This is a genomic window from Paraburkholderia sp. J7, assembly GCF_905220155.1.
Lineage (GTDB): Bacteria > Pseudomonadota > Gammaproteobacteria > Burkholderiales > Burkholderiaceae > Paraburkholderia.
Genome location: NZ_CAJMYZ010000009.1, coordinates 32,505 through 58,459, shown reverse-complemented (window position 1 = coordinate 58,459; position 25,955 = coordinate 32,505). Strand labels below are relative to the sequence as shown.

Annotated in this window: 20 protein-coding genes and 1 pseudogene; 6 read left to right on the top strand and 15 right to left on the bottom strand. The window is 61.6% G+C overall.

Annotation, left to right across the window (positions count from 1 at the left end; genetic code table 11):
* Positions 1 to 53: 53 nt before the first annotated feature.
* The 7 genes from U5A58_RS16300 to U5A58_RS16270 all read right to left on the bottom strand — a co-directional run bounded on the left by U5A58_RS16300 (position 54) and on the right by U5A58_RS16270 (position 6,803).
* Entirely contained in the window at positions 54 to 470 is a 417-nt protein-coding gene (locus tag U5A58_RS16300; RefSeq protein WP_321962203.1) for a hypothetical protein, read from the bottom strand.
* Positions 471 to 616: 146 nt separating this feature from the next.
* On the bottom strand, positions 617 to 997 hold the full coding sequence (locus tag U5A58_RS16295) for a BON domain-containing protein (protein ID WP_321962202.1): 381 nt from the start codon (positions 995 to 997) through the stop codon (positions 617 to 619).
* An 81-nt stretch (positions 998 to 1,078) separates the two neighbouring features.
* Positions 1,079 to 2,638 carry a class I adenylate-forming enzyme family protein gene (locus U5A58_RS16290; RefSeq protein ID WP_321962201.1) on the bottom strand — a complete coding sequence of 520 codons (1,560 nt, stop codon included), beginning with the start codon at positions 2,636 to 2,638 and terminating at the stop codon, positions 1,079 to 1,081.
* 106 nt (positions 2,639 to 2,744) lie between these two features.
* Positions 2,745 to 3,521, bottom strand: coding sequence for an SDR family NAD(P)-dependent oxidoreductase (locus U5A58_RS16285; RefSeq protein ID WP_321962200.1), 777 nt, complete (start codon positions 3,519 to 3,521; stop codon positions 2,745 to 2,747).
* 36 nt (positions 3,522 to 3,557) lie between these two features.
* A complete protein-coding gene (locus U5A58_RS16280) occupies positions 3,558 to 4,715 on the bottom strand; it encodes an acyl-CoA dehydrogenase family protein (protein WP_321962199.1) in 1,158 nt (385 codons plus the stop codon).
* Positions 4,716 to 4,725: 10 nt separating this feature from the next.
* On the bottom strand, positions 4,726 to 5,967 hold the full coding sequence (locus U5A58_RS16275; RefSeq protein ID WP_321962198.1) for a thiolase family protein: 1,242 nt from the start codon (positions 5,965 to 5,967) through the stop codon (positions 4,726 to 4,728).
* 50 nt (positions 5,968 to 6,017) lie between these two features.
* A complete protein-coding gene (locus tag U5A58_RS16270; RefSeq protein WP_321962197.1) occupies positions 6,018 to 6,803 on the bottom strand; it encodes an enoyl-CoA hydratase/isomerase family protein in 786 nt (261 codons plus the stop codon).
* Positions 6,804 to 7,093: 290 nt separating this feature from the next.
* Between U5A58_RS16270 and U5A58_RS16265 the strand changes: the two genes are divergently transcribed.
* Entirely contained in the window at positions 7,094 to 8,122 is a 1,029-nt protein-coding gene (locus tag U5A58_RS16265) for an AraC family transcriptional regulator (protein ID WP_321962195.1), read from the top strand.
* A 413-nt stretch (positions 8,123 to 8,535) separates the two neighbouring features.
* A complete protein-coding gene (locus U5A58_RS16260; protein ID WP_321962194.1) occupies positions 8,536 to 9,720 on the top strand; it encodes an endo-1,4-beta-xylanase in 1,185 nt (394 codons plus the stop codon).
* A 296-nt stretch (positions 9,721 to 10,016) separates the two neighbouring features.
* Here the strand turns inward: U5A58_RS16260 and U5A58_RS16255 are convergent, their stop codons facing one another.
* From U5A58_RS16255 to U5A58_RS16220, 8 genes and pseudogenes are all read right to left on the bottom strand, one after another.
* Entirely contained in the window at positions 10,017 to 10,562 is a 546-nt protein-coding gene (locus U5A58_RS16255; protein ID WP_321911203.1) for a carbonic anhydrase, read from the bottom strand.
* A gap of 29 nt (positions 10,563 to 10,591) precedes the next feature.
* A complete protein-coding gene (locus U5A58_RS16250) occupies positions 10,592 to 11,515 on the bottom strand; it encodes an MBL fold metallo-hydrolase (protein WP_321962193.1) in 924 nt (307 codons plus the stop codon).
* 103 nt (positions 11,516 to 11,618) lie between these two features.
* Positions 11,619 to 12,441, bottom strand: a pseudogene (locus U5A58_RS16245) (alpha/beta fold hydrolase).
* Positions 12,442 to 12,684: 243 nt separating this feature from the next.
* Positions 12,685 to 12,999: an AraC family transcriptional regulator gene (locus U5A58_RS40850; RefSeq protein ID WP_415764311.1), complete on the bottom strand. Its 315-nt coding sequence runs from the start codon at positions 12,997 to 12,999 to the stop codon at positions 12,685 to 12,687.
* Between the two features lie 996 nt (positions 13,000 to 13,995).
* Positions 13,996 to 14,742 carry a glucose 1-dehydrogenase gene (locus U5A58_RS16235; protein ID WP_321962191.1) on the bottom strand — a complete coding sequence of 249 codons (747 nt, stop codon included), beginning with the start codon at positions 14,740 to 14,742 and terminating at the stop codon, positions 13,996 to 13,998.
* Between the two features lie 171 nt (positions 14,743 to 14,913).
* Positions 14,914 to 15,555, bottom strand: a complete 642-nt coding sequence (locus tag U5A58_RS16230) for an HD domain-containing protein (RefSeq protein WP_321962190.1) — start codon at positions 15,553 to 15,555, stop codon at positions 14,914 to 14,916.
* A gap of 66 nt (positions 15,556 to 15,621) precedes the next feature.
* Positions 15,622 to 17,091 carry a catalase gene (locus U5A58_RS16225; protein ID WP_321962189.1) on the bottom strand — a complete coding sequence of 490 codons (1,470 nt, stop codon included), beginning with the start codon at positions 17,089 to 17,091 and terminating at the stop codon, positions 15,622 to 15,624.
* A 549-nt stretch (positions 17,092 to 17,640) separates the two neighbouring features.
* Positions 17,641 to 19,110, bottom strand: coding sequence for an efflux transporter outer membrane subunit (locus U5A58_RS16220; protein ID WP_321962188.1), 1,470 nt, complete (start codon positions 19,108 to 19,110; stop codon positions 17,641 to 17,643).
* A gap of 98 nt (positions 19,111 to 19,208) precedes the next feature.
* Here U5A58_RS16220 and U5A58_RS16215 point away from each other — a divergent pair, with 98 nt between their 5' ends.
* From U5A58_RS16215 to U5A58_RS16200, 4 genes are all read left to right on the top strand, one after another.
* Entirely contained in the window at positions 19,209 to 19,826 is a 618-nt protein-coding gene (locus U5A58_RS16215) for a TetR/AcrR family transcriptional regulator (RefSeq protein WP_321911192.1), read from the top strand.
* A gap of 76 nt (positions 19,827 to 19,902) precedes the next feature.
* Entirely contained in the window at positions 19,903 to 21,024 is a 1,122-nt protein-coding gene (locus U5A58_RS16210) for an efflux RND transporter periplasmic adaptor subunit (protein WP_321962187.1), read from the top strand.
* Positions 21,021 to 24,119 carry an efflux RND transporter permease subunit gene (locus tag U5A58_RS16205; protein ID WP_321962186.1) on the top strand — a complete coding sequence of 1,033 codons (3,099 nt, stop codon included), beginning with the start codon at positions 21,021 to 21,023 and terminating at the stop codon, positions 24,117 to 24,119. Before U5A58_RS16210 ends, U5A58_RS16205 begins: the two co-directional genes overlap by 4 nt.
* Before the next feature lie 547 nt (positions 24,120 to 24,666).
* Complete coding sequence (locus U5A58_RS16200; RefSeq protein WP_321962185.1) at positions 24,667 to 25,485, top strand: alpha/beta hydrolase; 819 nt, start codon at positions 24,667 to 24,669, stop codon at positions 25,483 to 25,485.
* Positions 25,486 to 25,955: the final 470 nt, after the last annotated feature.

Here is a 25,955-nt window from a genome sequence, read left to right as displayed (position 1 = left end):
TTGGTTCGGCATACTAAAAAAATAAAAAACAATAAAAAGCAGAGTTGCCGCGCCTACTGTCCGTGCAAATAGAGGTACCCAATAATCCAGGCGACGGCACCAATCGGGATCGCCGTTCGAGCTAACGTGATCCGGCGTGTCGGCTGAATACGCTTCATGTCGTGGTCTACGCAATCGCGCGTCGCGACCAGAAAAACGCGGAACGTGTTGGCAGCAACGGCGGCGAGTCCCAACGCAGCCTTGACGAGAACGAGCGTTGGAGCCGGCCACATGCGCATCAACAGCAGCACCCCAGTGACCGTGGTGGTCGCGATCAGCGGCGCCTCCACAAAGAGACCGTTCCTTCCACGCATGGCGGCGACGATGGGGCGCGAATGGGGTGCTCGCGCTCGCGCCGTGATAGCTGCTTGCGCCGCTAGAACAACAAGCCATGCGGCAACGGCAACGCCATGCAGTACCTGCAAATTCATGTTCCATCCTTCACGGTGTGCATGCGTACGCAGCGGTTGGTGCATGCCGCCAATGCATGGCGTCGGCCAAAACACTGTTCCTGTGCAGCAGGCGCCTCCGGCTATTTGCGAACCCTCTCGCATACTTCCCCCGTTGTGCGAGCGTTTTACGCACCGCCAAACGGTTTTTGCACAGTCAGCTTGTTGGTCACGGAGGTCACCCCCGCAACACCCTTCGCGATCTGCGCAACCTCATTGACCTGCGAAGCGTCCACGACTGTGCCGCTCAGCGTCACCGCGCCGCCTCTTGCAACGATGCTGATATCGCCGGCGCTGATCTCCTTGTGCTTGCCGATGGCGGCATACACCTGCCGGCGCAGCGCACGATCGGCTTTCCTTGCGCTGACGGGAGCCGCTGCGCTTTGCGTAGCCGATGCAGCCGGCAGACCCGCAGGTACACTGGCCGTCTGGCCTGGCTGCGACCATGCGCTGCTGGCGGCCAGCATCAATGCGGCAATCGTCAACGCGCGTGCCTGAATACTTTTCATCAATACTCCTATTGTTGTGATGCACGGAATCAGCAGGTGTGGTGGATACACATCAAGGCACGCGTGCCTTGCCAGGAATGGCTAGCTGACCTTGCGCTGCATGTTTTGCCAGTACTTTTCCTTGACCGCGCGCCGCAGTACTTTGCCGACCACCGAGGTCGGCAGTTGCTCGACGAACACCAACGACTTCGGCGCCTTGTAGCTGCCGAGTTTTTCCTTCGCGTGCGCGATCAGTTCGGCGGCCTCGACCGAAGCGCCGGGACGCAGCAACACTTCCGCATGCACAGCCTCTCCCCACTCAGGATGGGGAACGCCGACCACAGCGGACATCATGACGGCCGGATGGGAGGCCAGTGCCGCTTCGACTTCGATCGCGTAGACGTTGAAGCCGCCGCTGATGATCATGTCTTTCAAACGATCGACGATGTACAGGTAACCGTCCTCGTCGATGTAGCCGAGGTCGCCCGACTTCCACGCCCCGTCGGCAAACTCTGCGGCGGTCGTTTCCGAATTGTTGTAGTACCCCTTGATGACGGCCCGGCTGCGGATGTGGATTTCGCCTGACTGGCCGGTTGGCAGCGGGTTGCCGTGCTCATCGGTCACGTAAATTTCGACGCCTGGCGTCGGCCGGCCAGCCGAGGATAGACGTTGGATGTCGCTTTGAGTCTGCTGTCCGATTTCGTGCTCGGGCTTGTCGAGCGTCGACACGAACATGGGGACTTCGGTGGCGGCGTAGACTTGCGCGAAGATTGGGCCGAAGCATTTGATCAAGTCTTCGAGCCTGGTGGGACTCATCGGTGCTGCACCGTAGATCAGGGTGTTCAGCGAAGAGAGATCGCGTGGGTTGTGGTGCTGCAATTCGAGCAGACGGTACAGCACGGTCGGCACCAGGAACGAATGGGTAACGCGCTGCTGTTCGACCGTTTGCCGCCATTGCTCGAGATCGAGCTGATTGAGCGTCAGGTTGGTGCCGCCGGCATAAAAAGTCGGTAAGAAAACGACCAGCGTGCCATGCGAGAGCGGCGCCACATGCAACGTGCGTGTGCGATAGTCGAAGCCGAAATCCGGGTTGCTGAAGCCGCCGTCGCGGCAAGCCATCAGATTGTCGATCGAGTACATCGCGCATTTGCCCTGGCCAGTCGTGCCGCCGGTGAAGCGCAACATGAAGATGTGCTCGTCGTCGTCCAGCTCGACGTTGGCGTCGAGTTCGGAGGCCGTGTCGACCAGGCTCCAGAACGCGCGCACGCCGGGGCGCGAGGCCTGTTCCGGCGCCGGGTCGTCCATGACGACGATCTCGCAGCCGGCCGCGCGCAACATGGCGTAGTAGCCATCGAGCAGGCGCGTTTCGATGAATACGACCTTCGGCTTGACCAGTTCGATCTGACGCGCATGTTCTTGCGGCGCGTCGCGCAGGTTGGTCATGACCACCGTGCCTTCCTGCTTGAGGACGGTTGGCAACAACATCAGGCTCAGGTTGTCGTTGTCCAGGATGAGCAGAAACTTGTCGCCTTTGCCGACCCCGAGCGTGTTGCGCAGCACATCGGCTATGCGGTTGGTCAGCAGATGGTAGTCGTGGTAACTGTAGCTGCGGCCGCGCTCCACATTGACAATCGCTTGCCGGTCGCGAAAGCGCAGCGTCATCAGTCGCATGATGCGGCAAAAGTTCATCTTCATGGACTTGTCTCCTTGGTTCTTTTGCCCTCCCTCTTTTTAGAGGAAGGGCAGTTCTGTCACCAGTGCTGCGCGATTAGCGCGCGCGCAGGCGTGACGCTGCGTCCAGGCGGATCGTGTGCGCGTTGAGGTAGGCGTTCTCGATGATGAAAGCGCAGCAGTGCGCGAACTCGCGCATGTCGCCCAGGCGCCTCGGGGCTTCGATCTGCGTCTTCAGCGCGGCTACGATCTTTTCGTCGAGTGTCTGCACCATGGGCGTCAGGAACAGGCCGGGCGCAATGGCGTTGACACGGATGCCAACGTCACCGAGTTCCCGCGCAGCCGGCATGTTCATGCCGAGCAGCGCCGCCTTGGAGGCGGCATAGGCGACTTGTCCGATCTGTGCCTCGTAGGCGGCACCCGAAGAGATGTTGATGATCACGCCACGTTCCTCGCCGGCCTCTGCTTCGTTCGTGACCATCTGCTCGGCGCATTTCGACATGACGTTGAACACGCCGTTGACGTTGACCGCAGTCACTTGTGCGAACTTCGCCAGCGGCGTGGCCTGGCCGTCCCTGCCGAGCACCTTGCACGGTGTGGGCAACGCCGCGCAATTGATGCAGACGTGAACCGTGCCGAAGCGGGCGGTCACAGCGGCGACCGCGTTCCGGACCGATTCCTCGCTGGCGACGTCGGTTTGCACGAACATCGCCTGGTCGGCGCCGACATCCTCGAGCGCCTTGGCGCCGGCCTCGGCGTTCAGATCAAAGATGGCGACGCGCGCGCCCTTTTCCTGTACCAGATAGCGAGCCGTGGCGAGCCCGAGACCCGAAGCGCCGCCGGTAATGACAATGACTTTTCCTTCAATACGCATGACGTGTCCTGTGGATTTTGAATGCGCCTGAGCGCCTTAGAACGCTGGCACGCCAGTCAAGGCGCGGCCGATGATGAGTTGCTGAATCTGCGTCGTGCCTTCCGGAATCGGTGCGACGATCGCCTCGCGCGCGAGCTTCTCGACGAGGAACTCGGTCGTGACGCCATTACCCCCGTGGATCTGCACGGCCTGGCGAGCGATTTTCACGGCTGCCTCGCAGGCGAAATACTTGGCCATTGCCGCTTCCATTTCGGCCGGTACGCCGGCTTCGATCATCGACGCTGCGCGGTAGGTCAACAGGCGCGCTGCGTCGACGTTGGTCGCCATTTCGGCCAGCATCGCCGCGATCAACTGGTGACCCGCGATGACCTTGCCGTGCTGGCGTCGATCCTTCGCATAACGAATCGCTTCTTCGAGCGCGCGGCGGCCAATGCCCAGTCCCTGGGCGGCGACGAATACGCGCGACCGTTCGAACAGCGAGAGCGTATTGCGCAGTCCCTCGCCTTCGTTGCCGATCATGTTGGAGGCCGGCACGCGCACGTCAGTCAGGAAGATCTGTGCGGTCGACTGGCTGTTGAAGCCGATCTTATGGATGCCGCGGACTTCGTAGGGGTGTTCTTTGCGGTCGAGCAGAAAGTGGGTGAGCCCCTTGCGCGGGTCGTCGCTAGTACGGCAAGTGCAGATCAGGAAGTCCGAGTACTCGCCATTACTGATCCAGGTCTTTTCGCCGTTGATGATGAAATGATCGCCATCGCGGCGCGCCCGCGTTCTGATCTCCAGTACGTTCGAGCCGACGTCCGGTTCCGAAATGCCCATCGAGACGAAACTGTCTCCGCTCAACAGGCCGGGCAGGTAGCGTTCACGCAAGTGCGGGGGGGCAACCTTCTCGAGCAGCACTACGCCAAACGAATTGATCAGCACCGGCACCGACAGGTCGGCCGAAGTGGTAGCCACCTCCTCGAACAGCATCAGCGAAGTCAGCCAATCCAGGCCCATGCCGCCGTTGGCTTCGCTCGCGATGCCCGACACCAGCCCGAATTCCGTCAGCCGACGCATGATTTCGGCCATCTTGTCGCGCGGCACGAACTTGTCGCGGTATTGCTTGCTGAAGATCGGATCGATCTCGGCGTCGAGAAAGCGCCTCAGTCCATCGATGGCAGCCTGTTGCTCTTCAGTGCGAAATACGTGTCCCATTTTGGTATCCTTATTGTTTCGCCAGTATGTTGACGCCGACTACGGCCTCTTCGATGCCATACAGGCCGCCGCCGTTTTCCTGAATGGCGATGCGTGCGTCTCGAACCTGACGCTGTCCAGCTTCGCCGCGCAACTGCGTCACCAGTTCGTGAATCTGGCCTAGACCGGTAGCGCCGATCGGATGGCCTTTCGATTCGAGGCCGCCGGACGGATTGATCGGGATGCGTCCTCCGACTGTGAAGTCGCCGCGCGCGGCCGCGGGGCCGCCTTCGCCGAACGGCACGAGCATCAGCGATTCGGCGTTGAGGATTTCGCCGATAGCCGAGGCGTCGTGCACTTCGGCAACGTCAACGTCCTCGGGCACGACGCCGGCCTGTTCGTAGGCCTTCTTCGCCGCGAGGTGCGCGATGATTTTTTGCGGCTCCTCGAGACTTCGCGTCGTGCCGGTCTGAATCACGCTGGCCAGCACGCGCACGGCGCGGCCGGAGGCGCCCCGCAGGCGCTTCAGGCCGGTGGCGGTGCACAGGAGAGCGGCGGCGGCGCCGTCGCTGATCGGCGAGCACATGGCCGTGGTCAGCGGGTAAGTGATCGGCGGCGAAGCCAGTACCTCGTCGATCGTCATGGGCTGCTGGAATTGCGCCAGAGGGTTATGCACCGAGTGCTGATGGTTCTTGGCCGCGACCGCGGCGATCTGCTGCTGCGTGGTGCCGTATCGCTTCATATGATTGCGGCAGATGGCGGCATAGACGTCCATGAACACGCTGTATGGACGATCGGACATCGTGCCGGGCGGGGGCTCCACGCCTTCGCCCAATGCCAGCAGCGTCTTCTTGTTGTCATCGACAGTCGAGACGTCCCAGCCGCCATCGAACGCGGCAAACATCCTGGCCTTGTCGGCGATGTGCATTTTTTCCGCGCCGACGGCGAGGGCTACGTCGCAGGTTCCAGCCCGCAGCGCCTGCACAGCCAGGTTGAATGCGGAAGAGCCGGCGGCACAGGCATTTTCAACGGTGAACACCGGAATGCCTTCGATGCCGATGCGGCGCGTGGCGATGGGCCCAGGAATCGCGGTCTGCCCCTGGAACTGACCGTTGGTCAGCGTTGCATAGAATGCCTGGCCGATGTCGGCAGCCTCTGCGCCGGCATCTTTCAAGGCCAGGGTGACGGCCTCACCGACCATGTCGTATACGCTGCGTTCGAGCAAGCGCCCGAACGGGGTCATGCCGACACCGGCAACATAGATATCGTTCATGTCATTCCGGAAAGAGGGATGAGAAGTGCAGGATGAAGGCGTGGGGCGGCTCAACGGCCCTGGAATTGCGGTGCGCGTTTTTCGGCGAAGGCCTGCAAGCCCTCCTGCAGGTCAAAGCTGCGCAGATGGCGACGCAACATCACTTGCTCATGCAGCAACGCGTCGTCCCGGCTCTTGTCTGCGGACACGCGCGCGACTTGCTTCATGCGCCGCAACACGACAGGGCTCTTTCCGGCAATCTGCCCGGCGAGTTTCATCGCTGCATCGGCCAGTTCGCCATCGGGATGGACTTCGGATACGAAGCCGTAAGCCTTCATCTCGGCTGCCGAAAGCGTCTTGCCGGTGAACAGCAGATACATGGCGACGTTCTGAGGAATGAGGCGCGGCAAAACCGCTGCACCGCCGGCGCCGGGATAGACGCCAAAGTTGGCATGAGCGTCCCCGATGGCAGCGCTTTGCGCAGCGATGACGATGTCGGCGCACATGGCCATCTCCAGCCCCCCGGCCATGGTTACGCCGTTGAGTGCTGCGATCACCGGCTTGGGGAAATTGCGCAGGCGCGCAAGCGTTGCGTCGGCGCGGTCGAGGAAATCCGCTTCGCCGGCCTCTGTGTTCTGACTGGCCAATACTTCCTTCAAATCCGCGCCGGCGCAGAATGCGGGGCCGGCGCCGGTCAAGACCAGGACGCGAATGTCATCGTCGGCGGCGATCTGTGCCAGCCGGCGGTCCAGTTCGGCCAGCAGCGCCATATTCATCGCGTTCATCGCCTTGGGGCGATTCAGCGTCAAGCGTGCAACCGCACCGGTTGGTTCAAACAGCAAGGTTTCTTCGGTCATAACGTCTCCGGGAGATGCATGAATGTTGTCGTGGCGGCGAGGCACAAACCTGTCCGCAGCAGGAAGTGATATTAGGCAGGGGGCGATGACCGCGCGGCTCTTTGGAACGAAAAGTGCATTCCGCAAAGCGATCCACAGTGATCGTGCGTGGAACGCGCCTGTGAGAAGCGACTGTGGAAGGAGGGGTGTCGTCCCGGCACGGACGAAGGGCGGCGGCCGCAAGCGCGCCTTGACTCGTTCAATGGCGGTGTAGAATCGACCGCACCACCGTCTGCCAAGATTGCCGCGCCTTGAAATCCGACCGCCAACCCTCCATCGTCGCAAGGCAGGAAGCGACGACCATAGCGGGCTACTGCTCGGCAATCGCCAAGACTCTGCAAGCCAGCGGAATGGACAGCGAGCGCATTTTTCGCTCCGTCGGCGTGCCACCCCAGATGGTGAACGGCCCGATGGTCCGGCTGCCGGTTGCCACCCTGACCCGGCTATACCGTGCCTGCGTGGAGGCCACCAACAATCCGTATTTCGGCCTCTCGGTCGCCCGGCACATCCATATTTCCAACTTGCATGCGCTTGGCTACGCGCTCGCCGCCAGCAGCACGCTGCTCGACTTCTGTCGCCGGCTGGAGCGGCACTTCCGGCTGGTGTCGCAATCGGCGACCGTTCTTGTCATTGAAGAAGGCGACACAGTCGCCGTGCGCGCCACCGATTTCAGGATCGAGGTTTGTGGCGAGACTGAAGACGCCTTCGTCGGTTTCCTGGTGCAAACGATGCGCATGTTGTACAAACCGGGGTTCAACCCGCTGTCCGTGGCATTCCATCGTGCAATGCCGCGTGAGGGCGACGAGCCGTACCGTGCCTTGATGCGAGCGCCGATCAGTTTTTCGAATCGGGCCACGACGCTGACTTTCGACAGACATGAATTGATGCAGCCGCTCGGCGGAGCCTGCCCGGAATTGGCGCAAGTCAACGACAATATCGCGAATCAATATCTGGCACGCCTGGACAAGAGCGACGTGGTGACCGGTGTCACGCAGAAAATCATCGAATTGCTGCCTTCCGGCGAGTGCAGCAGGGAGAAGGTAGCCGAAGCGCTGTGCGTGAGCCCGGCGACTTTGCAGGTGCGGTTAGCGCAGCGCGGCACTCATTTCCTGCAGATCATGGACGACACGCGCCGGGAACTGGCCTGCAATTACATCCAGCAGCGAACCGGCTCCGTAACCGAAATTGCTTTCTTGCTTGGATTCACCAGCACCAGCAATTTCGCTCGCGCATTCAAGCGATGGACCGGAAAATCACCAACGCAATTCCGGGGCGATTGAACCGAGCAGAAGGTTTTGGCGATTAACAACGATCAGTCGATGCCGTCACGCTTACTGGCTCCTGTGCGAGACTGGACGCGATGGGGCAACCCGGACTTCTCGATACGTGATTGAAATGCCGTGAGCGGCCAGTTCTGCCTTATCGAACCTCCGTGTGTAGCGCCGCCTCGACGAAAGTAGCCACATCATGGCTTTCCGCCTTGGGGCCGAATTTCACGCGAGTTTTTGTACTGTGTTCTTCGATTTGAACGATCGACTCGACACTCGTTCACCTTGCATCGCCTCGTTCATACCTCAGGTAAATCCCTCATAGCTGCTCCGCGGGGCACTGCCTAACATTCGCGTTGTTACCGATAACGTTGCAAGTGGTTAGAAACCACCCGGACGAGCGTCACATCACAAGGAGACCAGCAATGCGTCCTTCGAGGACTTCGATGCGCATGCTCTGCGCAGCCGTGGCCGTTGGCGCGCTCGCATGGACCGCGGGCTGCGCGAACAACCCGACGGTGGCGGCCCACGACGGGGCGCCGCTCGCCGCGGCGCCCGCTGAAGCGTTGCCGCCACTGCGCAGTGTGATGGCCGCGCACTTCAAGGTCGGCGCGGCGATCGAACCCGATTCGATCGACAGTCCCGCCGACGCGGCGCTCATTGCCGCACAGTTCTCGAGCCTCACCGCCGAGAACAAGATGAAGCCGGGCACGATCGGCGTTGCGGAAGGCCAGTACAACTTCGAACCGGCCGACCAGATCGTCGCGTTTGCTCAGGCGCACGGCATCGCGGTGCGCGGCCATACGCTCGTTTGGCACTTCAAGGCGGGCGACTGGACCGAAGCGCCGGCCTGGTTCTTCGCTGGCGATCCAAAAGACCCTCACTATCACGACATCGTGGCGAAGCGGCTCGATCGATATGTAACCGACGTCGTCACACACTTCCGCGGCAAGGTCTATGCATGGGACGTGGTCAACGAAGTGATCAGCGACGACCCGCATCAGGTGTATCGCGAAGACAGTCCGTGGTATCGCGCGCTCGGTAAGGACTACATCGCGATCGCTTTGCGCGCGGCGCGCGCGGCGGACCCGAACGTGAAGCTCTATATCAACGAGTACAGCACTGACGATCCGCGCAAGCGCGCGAAGCTGCTCGCGGTGATCCGCGATCTGCGTGCGCGGGGCGTGCCGATTGACGGAGTCGGGCATCAAATGCATATCAGCGTGAAATGGCCACCGCTGCCGAACATCAAGCAGGCGTTCGACGACGTCGCCGCACTCGGCCTCGAAAACCAGGTGACCGAGCTCGACGTGAGTCTCTATAACGATCCGGGCGAATGCTGGAGCAATCCGCATGCATGTCTGCCGGACCTCGGCCATCCCGTGCCGAACGACATCATGCGTGCGCAAGCCGAGCGATATCGTGCGGTGTTCGCTCTGTTCGAGCAGGAGCCGAGCATCAAGGCGGTGACGTTCTGGGGCTATTCGGACAAGCATACGTGGCTGACGTCGACGCCGGTGCCGCGCAACAACCTGCCGTTGCCCTTCGATGCGAACCTGAAGCCGAAAGCTGCGCTGTGGACGATCGTCGATTCGTCTTATCAGCCGTAACGTCACGCTTCAAGCCGGAGAGCAGATGACCTCCGCTAGTGTGCGGGCCATCAAGGCTCGTCGGAGCCGACCTGCTCGAGCGCGTTCAGAGTGGCCTCGAAGCCGTCGGGCTGTCCGTGCGCGGTTTCATGCGTGCGCGGTGGCGACCTGGCAACCGGCGGCGGCATCTTGCCGATGCCACCGATTCAGTATGCACTTGCGCTTGGGTTGCCAGCGACCACCTGCCGCTCGGGAAGACGACGACAAGGCGTCGAGACGCGCAGCGCGAAGCCGAACCTGTTTTCTGCGCGGAGAGTTTAGCCCGCGTTTGACCGTGTTCGAGAAGGTGGAACAACAATCTCGACGTTGCCCGTCTCAACGTCGTAGACCAGACCCGAGACCGTGTACCCCCCGAAGGCACCGGTGTTCGCCCGGAAGGCTGCCACATCGAGCGCCACAGCTTTATACGGGTCGTTGATTTCCAGGCTTGCGAGTTCATCTATCGCCACACCCATATATGCTGCCAGGCGCCGCGGTTCATGACAGTAGCACCGCTTAATGCCGCAGTCGGTATGGTGCAAGACGATGAGGTTCCAGTCGGGGCCAATGTCCCCACCTGCGGCAACGGCTACTGTGCGAAGAATCCCGAGCGTTTCAAATACAGCAGGATTCACTCGACCGCCGACGTTGCGGAAGATCCCCGCCTCGCCGGGCGCGAGCTTGAATATATCCATGGGATCGACGCGCGGGTCTACGCATCCAATGATTAACGTTTTGCTTGTCGGCATCATCCGGAGGTCAGGATTGAAGCTCTTTTCGGCAAACTCGACGTTACGGCGCATCAGGGTGTCGATGTAGTCCATGACGTTCTCCTTGTCTGAAGCCGACTGCATCAGATCGTGTTCAGCGGGATTCTGAGGTAGCGCTTGCCGTTGCTTTCCACAGGTGGAAGTGCACCGGCCCGCATATTCACCTGCATCGCTTGAAGAATCAGCTTCGGCAAGGCCAGCGTTGCATCTCGTGCGGTGCGTGCCGCGACGAACTCGCCCTCTGTGATCCCATCACGAGCATGTACGTTTGCGATGCGTTCGGCCCCGATGGTGGTTTCCCAGGCATAGGTGTCGCGGCCGGGTGCTTTGTAGTCGTGACTCAAGAAAAGTCGCGCTTCGTCGGGAAGGCAGAGTAAGCGCCGGATGGAGCGGAAAAGTTGCCGCGCGTCTCCGCCGGGCAGGTCGGTTCTTGCAGTCCCATAGTCCGGCATGAACAACGTATTGCCGCAGAATACGGAATCACCGATTACGTAGGCGACACCGGCTGGCGTATGGCCAGGCGCGTCAAGCACCCTGCACCCGATCGAGCCGATTATGAATTCCTCGCCGTCATCGAATAGATGATCGAACTGCGAGCCGTCGCGCGCAAACTCCGGCCCGGCGTTGAACAGGTCGCCGAAGATTTGCTGCACCGTCGTTATGGCACGCCCGATTGCGAGCGTGCCGCCGACACGAGCCTGCAGGTAAGGCGCGGCGGACAGGTGATCCGCATGCGCATGGGTCTCGAGCAGCCATTCAGTCGAAAGGCCCTCGGATTCAATATACGCAACGATGGCCTCGGCGGACTTCGATGAATATCGGCAGGTTGGCGCGTTGAAGTCGAGCACGGGGTCGATGATCGCTGCCGCAAGCGAAATCGGATCATGGACGACATAGCTCGCGGTGAACGTGGCCTCGTCAAAAAACGACCGGACGACCGGCATCCTTTGTTGACCGGCACGAGTCTGAACGATGATCTCGATGGCGTGTTCAAGTGATCGATCCACGCGACGTCTCCTCTGTCTCGCCCGCGAGCCTCGGCGGGGCTGCAATTTGTTGCGCGAGGCCTGTATGGATCGCTATACAGGCACACCATCGCAGACAAACTGTTCAGTTTTCCAGGAACTCGAGAAGATCCAGGTTGACTGCGTTCGCGTTTATCGTGGCCATGCCGTGCGAACCGCCGGGGTAAACCTTGAGTCTTGCATTCGGGGCAATTTCGACCGATCGTCGCGCCGATGTGTCGATGGGGACGATCTGATCGTCGTCGCCATGCAGAATAAGGAGGGGGACGTCGATTTTTTTCAAATCCTCCGTATAGTCGACTTCGGAGAATTCACGAATGCAATCGAATTGTCCTTTGATCGAGCCCATCAACCCTTGAACCTGGAAGGCATCAATCGTCCCCTGTGACACTTGCGCACCCGAACGATTAAAGTTGTAGAAGGGGACGGCCAGATCCTTGTAGAGCTGCGAGCGATTGTTGACGACTCCGGCACGAAGTCCATCGAATACGTCCATCGGCAGACCCCCGGGATTTTCCGTAGTCTTCAGCATGATGGGCGGAACGGCTCCGATCAGCACCGCCTTCGCGACGCGCCCTGTTCCATGACGCCCAATGTAATGGGCGACCTCGCCGCCGCCGGTCGAATGCCCGACCAGGACCGCTCCCTTTAGATCGAGATGATTTAATAACGCTGCGAGGTCGTCGGCATACATGATCCATGTTGTTGCCTTCCCACGGCTGACCGGAGCGGCCGTGACCGCGGCGATCATGCGCAATGACGCGATAGCCTTTGGATCCGAAAAACAGCATCTGTGCATCCCAGGCGTCGGCACAGAGAGGCCAGCCGTGGGAGAAGACGATCGGGGTGCCGGTGCCCCAGTCTTTGTAGAAAATTTCGGTGCCGTCCGTGGACTTGAAATAGCTCATTACGTATTCCTTGTTGATAAAAATGGAAGGGATACTTCAGGCAGAGCAATACGGCCATCGGGCCGAATCAGCGATTTCGAATAGTTCGCCCTGTTGAAACCGGCGTTCTGGATGCCCAGCGTACCTGCCGGAACCGGGGTGGTCTTGGACGAAGCGACGATACGTTGGACAAACCACGGGCGGTTGCTGCAAAAGTCGAACGGGTTCGGCTTCGAAGCTGTCAACGGCGATGTTGGCGTGAACCTAGCGTCTGCGATTGTGCTGACGCCACTCCCTCGGCCCGCACCCTTCAAGGCGCGAAAACACACGTGAGAAGTGGCTCTGGTCGAAAAAGCCGCAGTTGGACGCGATGGTGGCAAGGCTCGCGTCGGTCTCGCGCAATTGGGATTTCGCTCGTTCGATCCGGTGCTTCAGCAGCCACTGATGGGGTGTGAGCCCGGTTGTCTGTTTGAACGCATCGGTGAAATAGCTCGTGGAGAGGTTGCACTGGCGCGCGAGGTCGAGAATGGACGGATTGCCGTGCAGGTGAGCGTCGAAAAATTCTTCGATTCGCCGCATCTGCCACGGCGCGAGTCCAGCGCGGCGAGGGCGGTTCGATCTATTGGCGTTGCCATATCGCATCACCACGTGCTCGCAAAAGGCGAGGGCGATGTAGTCGACAAACAATGAACTCGCCGTGTCCGATTTTTCCAGAACAGCCTGCAGTGTTTGTGAAAGGCGATACAGGACAGGGTCGCTCGCGCCGAATTCCCGTTGCATGAGACCCCCGATGCGCCGTCGCCCTTTTTGCCAGGCGAACTCCTCGATCGTGCTCTGCGAGAGATAGAGCCGGATATTGTCGAATGGCAAGTCGAGCCGGCGCGTCGGCCCCGCGCGCAGATCAAGCAGATAGCTGTAGCCCGGTACGCAGGATGTCGACCCGTAGACGCTTGCACCTGAACAACGTACGTCGGAATCCGGACACGCAATAAGCGGAATTTGAAAGACGAATGCCTCTTCCGGTTGTGGCGTCAGAGAGCGTCCGGGTTGCGGCCGGTCGTTTGTCAGCCTCGAAAAAGAGATCGGGGGGCCTTGCGAAACGATGCCTGCGCGCACGGTCGGCGCTTCCAGCAGGTTGAACCGCTTGGCGAGCGCCTCCTCCAGAGACGGCGGGTTCAGATCCACAGGGCTTCTTTCGTTCATCGATCTCGCTCGCGAAGGGACCGTGCCGACGGCTCTGCCGTTGCGGGGTATCAGGTGAAAAGAAGGAATCGTTAATCTAACCGAATTTTATTACTGCTGCGCTAACCGGGCGCCGTCGTCTGAAATGGCTGACGGCCGGCGCCCGGAGTCGCCGCCAGGCTTGCTATAACTGACCGGGCGGGAGGGAGGTGACCTGCGAGTGTGCGTTACCGTTAAGCGCGCGCGTGCTCATTTTGTGTCAGCGCCGCTCGGTCGTCACACTTCAACTAGACGTGGCAACACACTAAAACCCGCGGAATCCAGAACGAACGTGACGTTTGTTTTGCGGATTCCAGGAGAACGACCATGCGTGCGCAGTTACGCGAACCTGCCTCATCGCATCCCGCCACTGGCGATGATATGTTCGCCCGTCAACCACTTTGCATCGTCGGAGGCGAGGAAAACCGCGATCGACGCCACGTCGTCCGGTCTGCCCACGCGCCCGAGCGGCGTCTGGCTGACCGCCGAACTTTCGAACTCCGATCCGATCACTCCGGCGAGCTGTGCGCCTTCGGTCACGATCACGCCTGGATTGATCGTGTTCACGCGAATCTTGCGCGGCCCGAGTTCGCGTGCGAGCGCGCCGGTGATGGAATCGACCGCTCCCTTGGTGCCGCTGTACACGGCGGTCGTGGCGGGCGTGAGCGTCGAGACGACCGAACTGACGTTGATGATGCTTGCGCCCTCGCCAAGATGCTTGACGGCAGCCTGCGTGGTGAGCAAAACACCGAGCACGTTGATGTCGAACTGTTTGCGGTATTGCGCTTCCGTGAACGCGTCGATAGGCGCGAATTCGTAGACGCCGGAATTGTTGACGAGGATGTCGAGGCGGCCATAGGTTTCGATTGCCGCCTCGACGATGCCTTTTGCGTCGGCGGCCTTCGATACGTCTCCGCCCACGGAAATCGCCTTGCCTCCGGCCGTGGTGATGGCGGACACCACGGCATCCGCGCCACTCTTGCTGCTCGCGTAGTTCACGACAACCGACGCTCCCTCTGCCGCAAGCGACTTCGCAATGGCCGCGCCGATCCCTTTCGACGCGCCGGTGACAACCGCCACTTTCCCTGCAAGCTTGCTCATGATTTTCACCTCAGTGTGAATGAATCCGCTGATAGAAGCCGACGTCGCGTCGCGTACGATGCGATCGCCAATGTTTTCTGCCACCCCGGGCCGATGCGGCGTCGCGATATCGAAGTGCCAATCGCATGGCGTAGCACGAATCGCCGCGTATCGTCCCGCAGGACTTTTTCTTTAGCCCGGCCACGGCGAATTGCGAATCACCGAGCAGAAATTGCCGCGATGGAAATGCGGCTCCTTGTCGGCGATCACGTCGGCTTTCACGTTGCCGAAGGTGGTCTCCGGTTTGTGTTTGATGCCGTCGTAAAAGGCCTGAATGATTGCCTCCTTGAAGTGGGGCGGGCGCGGATGCGCGTGCGTCACGGCTTCGCGTTCCTCGTGGGAATACTCGTGGTAGGAGAGTCCGAGCACGTCCATCTCGACACCGGCCGTCACCAGCGCGACGATCGGGTGCATATGGCGCGGAATACCGGGCGTGGTGTGCAATGCGATGGCCGTCCAGACGAGATCGATGTCGCTCGCGGTGATGCCCCGGGCCGAGAGAAAGTCGCGGGCTGCATTGGCCCCGTCGACTTCGAATCGCTCGGTGGCGCTGCTGTACGCACCGGCCAGGCCCACGTCATGAAACATGGCGCCCGCGTACAACAGTTCCGGGTCGAATTTCAGGCCGCGGCGCAGGCCCTCCAGTGCGCCGAACAAATACACACGGCTCGAATGATGAAAGAGCAGCGGGCTGGACGTGTCGCGCACGAACTCGGTAATTTCCCGTGCGAGCTGACTGTCGGGTACGGAGACATCCTGAACGAACTGTGACATGACGTTTCTCCATCGAGATGTGAGCGCGCGTTGACGTCCTGGCAGACGCCGCGCGCGAATGGTCTGCTACTTCGTTGCAGTCATCGCCCTGTGTCTTGCGAGGGCCTCGCGAACGCCCGCGCCGTACTCGGGGTCGGCCTTCGAGCAATTGAGGATGTGGCGTTCCTGGATATGCGCCTGAACGGAGGCCATCTGGCGAGCGGTGTTATCGAACAGCAACTGCTGCTGCGCCTCGTTCATCAGACGAAACAGATCGCCGGGCTGCGCGAAATGATCCACGTCCACGCGATGGTCCCAATGGGCGGCGTCGCCGTCGATTCGCAGCGGCGGTTCGTGAAGTTCGGGACGCACCTCCCACTCGCCGGAACTGTTTGGGTAGTAAGACGGTGTGCCGCCGAGGTTGTCGTCGGTGCGCATGGCGCCGTCGCGGTGGTAGCTGTGGACGGGGCACTTCGGCGCATTGACGGGAATGTGATTGAAGTTCACGCCGAGCCGATACCGTTGCGTGTCGCCATAGGAGAAGAGGCGCGCCTGGAGCATCTTGTCGGGCGAGAAGCCGATCCCGGGGACCACGTTCGCGGGCGAGAAGGCTGCCTGTTCGACCTCGGCGAAAAAGTTGCCGGGGTTGCGGTTCAATTCGAGAACGCCCACCTCGATCAAGGGGAAATCGCCTTTCGGCCAGACCTTGGTGAGATCGAACGGATTGAATGGCAGAGACCTGGCCTCATCGTCGTTCATCACCTGAATGAAGAGCGTCCAACGAGGAAAGTCGCCGCGCTCTATGCTTTCATAAAGATCGCGGCCATGCGTCTCGCGATCCTTGCCCACAAGGTGCTCGGCTTCGCTATCGGTCAGATTTTCGATGCCTTGCTGCGTACGAAGGTGAAACTTTACCCACGTCCGGCGATTGTCGGCATCGATAAGACTAAACGTATGGCTGCCGAATCCGTGCATGTGACGATAGCTGCGCGGAATACCTCGATCGCTCATGACGATCGTGACCTGGTGGAGCGCCTCCGGCAAAAGCGTCCAGAAGTCCCAGTTGCTGTTTGCGCTGCGCAGTCCCGTGCGCGGGTCGCGCTTGATCGCATGGTTGAGGTCGGGAAAACGCAGCGGGTCACGGAAAAAGAACACCGGCGTGTTATTGCCCACAATGTCCCAGTTCCCTTCTTCCGTGTAGAACTTCACTGCGAAGCCCCGGATATCGCGCTCGGCGTCGGCGGCGCCGCGCTCGCCGGCCACGGTCGAGAAGCGCAGGAATACCGGCGTGGTCTTGCCAATTTCCGAAAAGAGTTTCGCCCTGGTGTACTGCGTGATGTCGTGCGTGACGGTGAATACGCCGTGGGCGCCTGATCCTTTGGCGTGCATGCGTCGTTCAGGAATGACCTCGCGGTCGAAGTGCGCGAGCTTTTCGATCAGCCAGATATCCTGCAGCAGCGCGGGACCACGCGGCCCGGCCGTTTCGATGTTCAGATTGTCGACAACGGGCGCACCCGTTGCGTGATCAAGACGCGTAGACGTATCGCGATTTGTCATGCCACGACTCCAGGAAGGTTGTGCGGGACCGGCGCAGCGCCGTAGCGTTCCAGGCTGGCGCACGCGCGAGGCTTTACGGGCAAATCAGCGTGCTATTGCTGCGGGCGCGGCGAGTGACGAAACTGCCGCGCTGCGGTGGCCTCTCGATCAACGGGCGATGAGGGGCGGAGGCATCGACTCGTCGATGTGGAGAAAGCGTACCTGTTGGGTGCCAGACCGATCTTGGATAAAACAACGATTCGATGGACAAATCGCGGGCGGTCTTCGCGCATCTGTTGCCGTCGCTCGTGTTGCAGGGGAATGGCGAAGGCGAGGGAAATCCGGCGCGTTGTGTGTCGGCGAGCATCGCGCGGACGTACAAGCGTCGATAACGACGCTTGCGCATACACGACGCTATCGCTTCTGTTGGCGCCGGTGCTTCGGCCCGCACCCTTCGAGGCGCGAGAACACCCGCGAAAACTGGCTCTGAGCGAAAAAGCCGCAGTCCGAAGCGATGGTCGCAAGGCTCGTATCGATTTTCGTTGCGCGCTCCACCACCGGGTGGCTTCGTCAGCGCGAAGACAGCGACGGCGGAATCTGGAGCGAGACCGGATCCCAGCCACCGCCGAGCGCCTTGAACGTCGAGATCGCTGCATGCGCGGATTCCGTTTGCGCTTGCGCGCGCGCGTCGGCGGCCTGGAGCAGGGTTTCGTTGGCGTGCAATACATCGATGAAGCTCGCCGCGCCGCTCCGGTACGCGGTCATCGACGAGTCCTTGGCCTTGGATAAGGACGATTCCGCGTGCGTCAGCGTGGCCGCTTGTGCTTCGCGATTCACCAATGACGAAAGCGAATTTTCCACGTCCTCGGTGGCTCGGAGGACGGACTGGCGATAAGCCGCGAGCGCTTGCTCGTCGGCGCCTTTCGCCTCGTTGACATCGGCGTTGATGCGCGCGAAATCGAACAGGCGCCAGCGCAGCCCGACGAGCCCGGCCGCCTGGCTGGCGCCGCCCGAGAACAACGTGCCGGCCGCGGCCGCGGTCGCGCTGCCGAGGAAGGCGTTCAGCGAGATCGTTGGGTAGTACTCGCTGATCGCAGCGCCAATGCGCGCATTGGCGGCGGCGAGGTGACGTTCTGCGGCGATCAGATCGGGACGTCTTTGCAGCAGTTCGGCCGGCGTGCCCAAATCTGCGAGCGTGGGCGCAACAGGGATCAACGACGGCGGGTTCAACTCGGCCCGGTGCGTGCCGGGCGGCGCACCTAACATCACGTCGAGGGAATTCGACGCTGCATCCAGCGCCGCATCGAGGACGGGCACACTGGCCTGAACCTGGTCGAGCGAGCCTTGCGCCTGCTGAACCTGATAGTCGGCGGCCGCACCCTTCGAATACAGGAGTTGCACGTCCGCAAGCAGCGCCTGCTGTGTCTGCACCTGCCGGTTTGCGATATCCAGACGCGCCTGGAGGCCGCGTATCGTGACGTAGATATCCGCAGTCTGGGCCGCGACGGCGAGCCGGGTGGCGACCGCCGCCGCCTGCGTCGCCGAATAGTCGGCGAGCGCGGCTTCACGCTGGCGCCGCAGGCCGCCAAAAATGTCGATCTCCCAACCGGCCTCCAGGTTGGTTTCGTACTCGGTGCCCCAGCGCTCGTAACCCGGCGTGGCATTGAGCAACTGGCCCACCGGCGTGTCGACCGACTGGTAGGCTCGCGCCGCCGAGGCCGAAACCGAGGCAGAGGGAAGCAGCGCGGCGTTGGCCGTGCCGAGGCGCGCGCGCGCCTGAGCGATTTGCGCTACGGCCTGGGCCAGGTCCAGATTCTGGGCCAGCGCCAGAGAAACATAGTGCGTAAGCAGCGGGTCGTTGAAGCCTTCCCACCATGCTGACAGATCGGCAGCCGGAGCCTTTGCAGCGCTGGCGGACGGCGGCTGGGTCGCATAGCGCTGCGCCAGCGGCGCATCCGGGCGATGGTAGTCGGGACCCACGGCGCAGGCCGAAAGGGCGGCGACGCTAGTCAGGAGAGCGAGTGGACGGCGCAAAGACATGATCATCTCGGGAGCGACATCGGAAGCGGTGAAAGTGTGACCAATATACAATATGGTCACAAGTTGTCAACTGCTGGGTGAGGGGCTAAGCTTGAGACATGAACAAGCCCATTCCCACCGCCTCCCCGTCCCGTGGCCCCTCAGACCACGAAGTTCGTGCCCAGATCGTCGAAGCCGCAACGGAATACTTCAGTCGCTACGGCTATGAAAAGACCACGGTCTCCGACCTTGCGAAGGAAATCGGGTTTTCGAAGGCCTATATCTACAAATTTTTCGACTCGAAACAGGCGATCGGCGAAGTCATCTGCGCCAATCGCCTCGCCGCCATGATTGCGGCCGTCAGCGAAAACGTCGACGACGCGCACAGCGCGACGGAAAAATTTCGACGTATGTTCAAGACCTTGCTGGCAGCAGGAAGCCAGCTTTTCTTCCAGGATCGCAAGCTCTACGATATCGCCGCCGTGGCGGCCGGCTCGCCCTGGCCTTCTGTCGCAGGCTATGAAGAACAGATCCGGCAACTCATTGCCGATATCCTGCGGCTCGGACGCGAAACCGGCGAATTCGAGCGCAAGACGCCACTGGACGAGGCCGTGAATGCGATCTTTCTGGTGATGAAGCCTTACTTCAATCCTTTGCTGCTCCAGTACAACCTCGATGCTGCCGACGAGGCAACGGTTCAGCTCGCGAGCCTGGTACTCAGAAGTCTTGCTCCATAAATTTGATAGTGACTATTGACTGATATGGTCACTGGAATCAAAATGAGGCCTCCTGTTCTTTGCGAGGGGCGACCTCATGTTCCGGCACCATCATTTTGTCTGCGCACTGAGCCTGGTTTCGCTCGCCCTCGCGGCGTGCGGCGAGCGGCCTGCCGCTGATCCGCGTACTGAGGCGCCGCTCGTGCAGACAAGCGCTGTCCACGGCGCGTCGGGCGCAAGCCGGTCGTTTTCGGGCGTCGTGGGCGCTCGCGTTCAGAGCGATCTCGGCTTCCGGGTGCAGGGAAAGGTCATTGAGCGTCTGGTCGACGTGGGCCAATCGGTCAAGCGCGGCCAGCCGCTGATGCGCATCGACCCGATTGATCTGGGATTGCAGGCCCGCTCGCAGCAGGAACTCGTGGATGCCGCACAGGCACGCGCCACGCAGACGGCCGCCGACGAGGCGCGCTATCGGGATCTCGTTGCGGCCGGCGCGGTGTCGGCGTCGACCTATGAGCAGCTCAAGGCGGCCGCCGATGCCGCGAGGGCGCAGCTCGTCGCGGCGAAGGCGCAGGCGGCGCTCGCCAGCAACGCGTCCGGATACGCCGTTCTCGTGGCGGACGCCGACGGCGTGGTGGTAGAGACGCTGGCAGAGCCGGGTCAAGTGGTTGCGCCGGGGCAGATCGTCGTGCGTCTCGCGCATGCCGGGCCCCGCGAGGCCGTCGTCCAGCTTCCCGAGACGCTGCGTCCCGCACCGGGCTCGATTGCCGAGGCGACGCTGTATGGCGCGGACAAGAAGCCGGTGCCCGCCGCCTTGCGTCAGCTCTCCGATTCGGCCGACCGGCTGACGCGGACCTACGAGGCAAGGTACGTACTCGAGGGCGCGCTGTCGAATGCGCCGCTCGGTGCGACCGTGACCATCGATCTGGCCGGCGATGCCAGCCAGGGACCGGCCGCGATGGAAGTGCCGGTCGGCGCCTTGTTCGACCCGGGCACGGGCACGGGCGTCTGGACCGTCGACAGATCGCAGGCGCGGGCGAGCTGGCACAAGGTTCGTGTCACCGCCTTGAGCGACGACACTGCAACGGTGACCGGCGATCTTCACGAAGGCGACCAGGTCGTTGCGCTCGGCGCCCAGCTGATTCACGACGGAGAACGCGTGCGCCTCGCCCACGATGCCGTGTCGACGGCGTCGGTCTCCCGGCAAGGAGCCGCGCAATGAGCGGCTTCAATTTATCTGCGCTTGCGGTGCGGGAGCGCTCGGTCACGCTGTTTCTGATCCTTCTGATTTCCATCGCAGGCGTCGTTGCCTTCTTCAAACTGGGGCGGGCCGAAGACCCGCCATTCACCGTCAAGTCGATGACGGTCATCACAGCATGGCCGGGCGCTACCGCGCAGGAAATGCAGGATCAGGTGGCCGAGCCGCTCGAGAAGCGCATGCAGGAGTTGCGCTGGTACGACCGTACTGAGACCTATACGCGTCCGGGGCTGGCTTTCACCACCGTGACCTTGCTCGATAGCACGCCACCCGCGGACGTTCCCGAGGAGTTCTATCAGGCGCGCAAAAAACTCTCCGACGAAGCGGGCAGCCTGCCGCCCGGCGTGATCGGTCCGCTCGTCAATGATGAGTATTCCGACGTGACGTTCGCGCTGTTTGCGCTCAAGGCGAAAGGCGAGCCGCAACGATTGCTGGTGCGCGACGCAGAGGGACTGCGCCAGCGGCTCCTTCATGTGCCGGGCGTCAAGAAGGTGAACATTATCGGCGAGCAGGCGGAACGAATCTATGTTTCGTTTTCGCACGACCGCCTCGCGACGCTCGGCGTGACGCCTCAGGACATCTTCGCAGCCCTGAATAACCAGAACGTGCTGACGCCCGCGGGGTCGATCGATACCAAAGGCGCGCAGGTTTTCATTCGTGTCGAAGGGGCTTTCGACAAGCTGCAGACCATCCGCGACACGCCCATCGTCATTCAGGGCCGAACCTTGAAGCTCTCGGACGTGGCGAGCGTCGAGCGCGGTTACGAAGACCCGGCTAGCTTCCAGATTCGCAATAACGGCGAACCGGCGCTACTGCTTGGCGTCGTGATGCGGGACGGCTGGAACGGACTCAGCCTGGGGCAGGCGCTCGACACGGAAGTCGCGTCGATCAACGCCGGATTGCCGCTCGGGATGAGTTTCACGAAGGTGACCGATCAGGCCGTCAATATTCATTCGGCGATCGACGAGTTCATGATCAAGTTCTTCGTTGCGCTGCTCGTGGTGATGGTCGTGAGCTTCGCGAGCATGGGGTGGCGCGTCGGCATTGTGGTGTCGGCTGCGGTGCCGCTGACGCTCGCGGGCGTGTTCGTCGTCATGGCCGCAACGGGCAAGAGCTTCGACCGCATCACACTGGGTTCACTGATTCTCGCGCTGGGCCTGCTTGTCGACGACGCGATCATCGCCATTGAGATGATGGTCGTGAAAATGGAGGAGGGCTATAGCCGCGTTCAGGCATCGGCGTATGCGTGGAGCCACACGGCGGCGCCGATGCTCTCGGGCACGCTGGTCACGGCCGTCGGCTTCATGCCGAATGGCTTTGCGCGGTCGACGGCCGGCGAATACACGAGCAACATGTTCTGGATTGTCGGCATCGCCTTGATGACTTCATGGATCGTGGCCGTTGTGTTCACGCCGTATCTCGGCGTCAAGCTGTTGCCCGACATTCCCGTGATCGAAGGCGGCCACGCCGCGATCTACAACACGCCGAACTACCAGCGTTTTCGCCGGTTCCTGGGGCGCGTGATCCGGCGAAAGTGGCTGGTCGCGGGGATCGTGGTGGGCTCGTTCGTGATTGCCGTGATGGGCATGGGACTCGTGAAAAAGCAGTTCTTCCCGACCTCCGATCGCCCGGAAGTACTCGTGGAAGTGCAGATGCCTTACGGTACGTCGATCGAACAAACTTCCGCGGCGACGGAGAAAGTCGAGGCCTGGCTCGCGAAGCAGCCGGAAGCGAAGATCGTGACGTCGTACATTGGGCAGGGGGCGCCGCGCTTCTATCTGGCGATGTCGCCTGAGTTGCCGGATTCATCCTTCGCGAAGATGGTGATCCGCACGAATGACGAGAAGCAGCGGGAGGCGCTCAAATTCCGTCTGCGCAAAGTGATTGCCGAAGGCCTGGTGCCAGGGGCTCAGGTGCGCGTTACCCAACTGGTGTTCGGCCCTTACTCGCCTTACCCCGTTGCGTTCAGGGTCATGGGCCCGGATTCCCAGACCTTGCGCACGATCGCCGCGCAGGTCGAACGGACCCTGAACGCGAGCCCGATGATGCGAACGGTGAACGCCGACTGGGGGCCGCGCGTTCCCACGGTGCATTTCACGCTGGATCAGAATCGACTCGGTGCGTTTGGCTTGACGTCGAGCTCCGTCGCACAACAACTGCAATTCCTGCTGACCGGCATTCCCGTCACGCACGTGCGCGAGGACATTCGTTCGGTGGAACTCGTCGCGAGATCGGCGGGCGACATCCGGCTCGATCCACAGCGCATCGACGGATTTACGCTGATCGGCGCGGCAGGTCAGCGCGTGCCGCTCTCGCAGGTCGGCAAGGTCGATATCCGCATGGAAGAGCCGATTCTTCGCCGCCGCGATCGGACGCCGACGATCACTGTGCGTGGCGATATCGCGGAGGGGCTGCAACCGCCCGACGTGTCGACCGCGATGCTCGCGCAGCTTCAGCCTGTTGTCGCGAAGCTGCCAGAAGGCTACCGGATAGAGGAGGCGGGTTCCATCGAGGAAGCTAACAAGGCGACGAAGGCGCTCGCACCCCTGTTCCCGATCATGATCGCGCTGACGCTGCTCATCATCATTTTCCAGACACGCTCGATTGCCGCGACCATGATGGTGTTCGCGACCAGTCCGCTGGGTTTGATCGGCGTTGTGCCGACACTGCTGCTGTTCGACCAGCCCTTCGGGATCAATGCGCTGGTGGGGCTCATTGCGCTCTCCGGCATCCTGATGCGCAATACGCTCATCCTGATCGGCCAGATCGAGCAGAACGCGCGCGAGGGCATGACGCCGTTCGATGCGGTGGTGGAGGCCACCCTCCAGCGCTCCAGGCCTGTGATCCTGACCGCGCTAGCCGCGATGCTCGCCTTCATTCCGCTGACCCATTCTGTATTTTGGGGCACGTTGGCTTATACGCTGATAGGAGGGACGTTCGCCGGCACGATTCTGACGTTGGTGTTTCTGCCGGCGATGTATTCGATCTGGTTCAAGATCCGGCCCGGTGCAGGGGAAAACCACTCCGAGCTCGAACCCAGTGCCAGTGCGATTATGTAGACATGTCCACATCCGGGCGATGATGGTTTCGCCCGGGGCTTGTCGATGCGGGCCCTCAACGAGGCATTCGGCCAGGAAGCAACTCCGTGTCTGAAGTCATCAAGACGACCGCGGTATTGGCAGGACACTCAAACCGACGTTCCGCGGAAGCAAATCAAACCTGAGCGCATCGGCTGTGGAACATCCGGATTTAAGGGTCTTGCAACAAGCGACGACGTGATTGTATGGCTCCTCCTGGCCGATCGCGCGCTCGCCGATTTCGCCGTTAGCTGCACATGGGCCTATGGCTGCCACCGTTGCACGAACCGGCGGCCGGCGATGCCGTATTCGTCTGAGATACCAGCCGGTCGGTGTGGGGCGAAAGTCAGGGATCGGGTGGACTGAAAAAATCCAGACGGAATGTGCGGTATCCAACGTACCGCCGCTGAAACTCCCTACAGCGATGCTGACAAATTAACTACGCTTCTGGCGGCATACCCAGGAGCGTGTTCTACGGTGTGGACCCCGCGAGATGCCACAGGACAAACCACGAGAGGAGGTGCCAGCGATGCCTACGATCACTACCCCGGATGGGGTAGAAATCTTCTACAAGGATTGGGGGTCCGGTCAGCCGATCCTCTTCAGCCATGGCTGGCCCCTGTCGGCCGACGACTGGGACGCCCAGATGACGTTTTTCCTGCACCACGGCTACCGGGTGATCGCCCACGACCGGCGCGGGCACGGTCGGTCCGACCAGGTCGGCACCGGCAACGACATGGACCACTGGGTCGCCGACCTCGCTGCACTGACCGAGCAACTCGATATCCGCGACGCGATCCACATCGGCCACTCCACCGGCGGCGGTGAGGTGGCCCGCTACGTCGCCCGCCACCAGGAGCGGGTCGCCAAGGCAGTGCTGGTGGCCTCGTTGACGCCGAACATGGTGAAAACCGACGCGAACCCCGGCGGTCAGCCGCAAGAGTGGTTCGAAGCGGTTAAGTCGGGCGTGCTGGGCAACCGGTCGGAGTTTTACCGGGCAGTCCCGGAGGGGCCGTTCTACGGATTCAACCGCCCGGGCGCCAAGCCGTCTGAGGCAGTGATTGCGAACTGGTGGCGCCAGGGCATGGCCGGCAGCGCCCAGGCCCACTATGAGACCGTCTTCTCCTGGCTGGAGGACTACACCGAAGATCTGAAGAAGATCCGTGTGCCGGTCCTCGTCATGCACGGCGAAGACGATCAAATCGTCCCGTTCGCCAGTTCGGTGCCGCGCGCGGTCGACCTGCTCGCGAACGGTACGCTGAAGGCATACCCTGGCTTCCCGCATGGCATGCTGACCACCCACGCGGACGTCCTCAACCCCGACCTTCTCGCGTTTATCAGATCCTGACTGGACGAAGGGACTGCTGACGGCGCTGAGCATCTGCTAGATCTCGGCGTCGATTCGTTCTGTGATTCGTCTCGTAACGTCTTGGGCCAAAGACGAAAATCAGGTCGATGCGTTTTGGGCGCGGCTTCCCCAACTTTCAACTCGCGCGAATACAGAGAAGGATCCAGGCAGGCGCGCACTCGCGACCTCCTTCTCCCGTCACCCTCTGCTAGCCGCCGTGCGTGGCTCGGACAGACCGTTGCCGCGCGTCCATGTCGCGCGTGCCCCGATGCCGGGCGATGACGAGCCACTCTGAGCATGCGTCGCTGGGCGGACGTATTTCGGCTCTGAACAGCCTTGCAGACTGGCACTACACCAATGCTTGCCTACGGGGGTACAACTGCCCGCGGTATCTCCCCACGTTTGCGGGTGCATGGTCAGCGTTTTCCGAAGGCCCACACCCAGATTTAAACGGCCATTGGCGACTCACC

Bases quoted from the DNA above. Each gene is read 5' to 3' on its own strand.
- U5A58_RS40850 (WP_415764311.1), bottom strand. From the start codon at position 12,999: ATGCGGCGAATCGAAGAATTTTTCGACGCTCACCTGCACGGCAATCCG.
- U5A58_RS16270 (WP_321962197.1), bottom strand. From the start codon at position 6,803: ATGACCGAAGAAACCTTGCTGTTTGAACCAACCGGTGCGGTTGCACGC.
- U5A58_RS16200 (WP_321962185.1), top strand. From the start codon at position 24,667: ATGCCTACGATCACTACCCCGGATGGGGTAGAAATCTTCTACAAGGAT.
- U5A58_RS16275 (WP_321962198.1), bottom strand. From the start codon at position 5,967: ATGAACGATATCTATGTTGCCGGTGTCGGCATGACCCCGTTCGGGCGC.
- U5A58_RS16295 (WP_321962202.1), bottom strand. From the start codon at position 997: ATGAAAAGTATTCAGGCACGCGCGTTGACGATTGCCGCATTGATGCTG.
- U5A58_RS16225 (WP_321962189.1), bottom strand. From the start codon at position 17,091: ATGACAAATCGCGATACGTCTACGCGTCTTGATCACGCAACGGGTGCG.
- U5A58_RS16290 (WP_321962201.1), bottom strand. From the start codon at position 2,638: ATGACGCTGCGCTTTCGCGACCGGCAAGCGATTGTCAATGTGGAGCGC.
- U5A58_RS16260 (WP_321962194.1), top strand. From the start codon at position 8,536: ATGCGTCCTTCGAGGACTTCGATGCGCATGCTCTGCGCAGCCGTGGCC.
- U5A58_RS16210 (WP_321962187.1), top strand. From the start codon at position 19,903: ATGTTCCGGCACCATCATTTTGTCTGCGCACTGAGCCTGGTTTCGCTC.
- U5A58_RS16255 (WP_321911203.1), bottom strand. From the start codon at position 10,562: ATGGACTACATCGACACCCTGATGCGCCGTAACGTCGAGTTTGCCGAA.
- U5A58_RS16205 (WP_321962186.1), top strand. From the start codon at position 21,021: ATGAGCGGCTTCAATTTATCTGCGCTTGCGGTGCGGGAGCGCTCGGTC.
- U5A58_RS16280 (WP_321962199.1), bottom strand. From the start codon at position 4,715: ATGGGACACGTATTTCGCACTGAAGAGCAACAGGCTGCCATCGATGGA.
- U5A58_RS16300 (WP_321962203.1), bottom strand. From the start codon at position 470: ATGAATTTGCAGGTACTGCATGGCGTTGCCGTTGCCGCATGGCTTGTT.
- U5A58_RS16220 (WP_321962188.1), bottom strand. From the start codon at position 19,110: ATGTCTTTGCGCCGTCCACTCGCTCTCCTGACTAGCGTCGCCGCCCTT.
- U5A58_RS16215 (WP_321911192.1), top strand. From the start codon at position 19,209: ATGAACAAGCCCATTCCCACCGCCTCCCCGTCCCGTGGCCCCTCAGAC.
- U5A58_RS16230 (WP_321962190.1), bottom strand. From the start codon at position 15,555: ATGTCACAGTTCGTTCAGGATGTCTCCGTACCCGACAGTCAGCTCGCA.
- U5A58_RS16235 (WP_321962191.1), bottom strand. From the start codon at position 14,742: ATGAGCAAGCTTGCAGGGAAAGTGGCGGTTGTCACCGGCGCGTCGAAA.
- U5A58_RS16285 (WP_321962200.1), bottom strand. From the start codon at position 3,521: ATGCGTATTGAAGGAAAAGTCATTGTCATTACCGGCGGCGCTTCGGGT.